2 protein-coding genes are annotated in these 1,019 nt (G+C 33.1%); both read left to right on the top strand.

Going from position 1 to position 1,019, the window contains the following annotated elements; genetic code table 11:
* Nucleotides 1–379, top strand: a 379-nt coding sequence (locus I7822_RS29415; RefSeq protein WP_307847923.1) for a helix-turn-helix domain-containing protein, incomplete at its 5' end; no start/stop codon positions are given.
* Nucleotides 301–1,019 (top strand): IS3 family transposase (locus I7822_RS29420; RefSeq protein WP_207982560.1); only part of this gene is annotated, 719 nt, incomplete at its 3' end. The genes I7822_RS29415 and I7822_RS29420, both read left to right, overlap by 79 nt.

The following is a 1,019-nucleotide window of genomic DNA, read 5'->3' on the forward strand; positions in this document are numbered from 1 at the left end:
GACAGTAAAAAGAAAGGATTGTACTGTCTTCTATGGAGGGGATTTTTTCATGGGGAAAATTAGAACAACCTATACAAAAGAAATTAAGCTAAAAGCGATTAATTTATACCAAAAGGAAGATATGGGTATTAGATCAATTTCCAAAGAGTTAGGGATTGGATTTACAACTGTCCAAAGATGGATAGCTCACTATAAAAGAGAAGGAATTCAAGGGTTAGAGGAAAAGAGAGGAACATCTCGTAACCCACTTAAAGGTAGAGCTAAAAAAGACTACGAAAGTGATACAGAAAAAATAAGTCGATTAGAAGCAGAGAATGCCTATTTAAAAAAGCTCTTAGCTGCGAAAAGGGGGATGATACCGGAAAAGAAAAATCGTTAAAATACAAAATAATTCATGAGCTTACGGATCAATTTACCATCATCATGTTATGTAAGATAGCAGGTGTTTCAAAAAGTGGCTATTACAAATGGCTCAAACGCCAAGATAACCCAACAGATAAGGATTTGGATGATCAATCTATCGTAACTAAGATTATTGAATGCCAACAAGATCCTGATATTAATTGGAGCTACGGTTACCCAAGAGTTCAAACTTGGCTTAAAAAGACGTATGGTTTGAGAGTTAATCATAAGAGAATTTATCGTTTAATGAAAGCGAATGGAATTCAAGCGAAGATACGGAAAAAGAAGTGGAAGCACTTTGGACGAAAAGAAAAATATGTCGTTTCAGAGAACTATTTAAACAGAGAATTTTCAGCTACACGCCCAAATGAAAAATGGGTAACAGATATAACTTATCTACTATTTAATGGAAAGAAACTCTATTTATCTTCGATACTAGACCTTTATAACAATGAGATTATTTCATATAAAATAAGTGAAAGAAATGATCTTAAACTAGTAGCTGATACAGTAAAAGAAGCCATAAAAAAAAGAGATGTGAAAGGACTCCTATTACATAGCGATCAAGGATTCCAGTACACCTCAAAAAGATATAACAAACTATTAAATAGATACAA

Origin of the sequence: Metabacillus bambusae, from assembly GCF_017497975.1 — a bacterium.
Classification (GTDB): domain Bacteria; phylum Bacillota; class Bacilli; order Bacillales; family Bacillaceae; genus Metabacillus; species Metabacillus bambusae.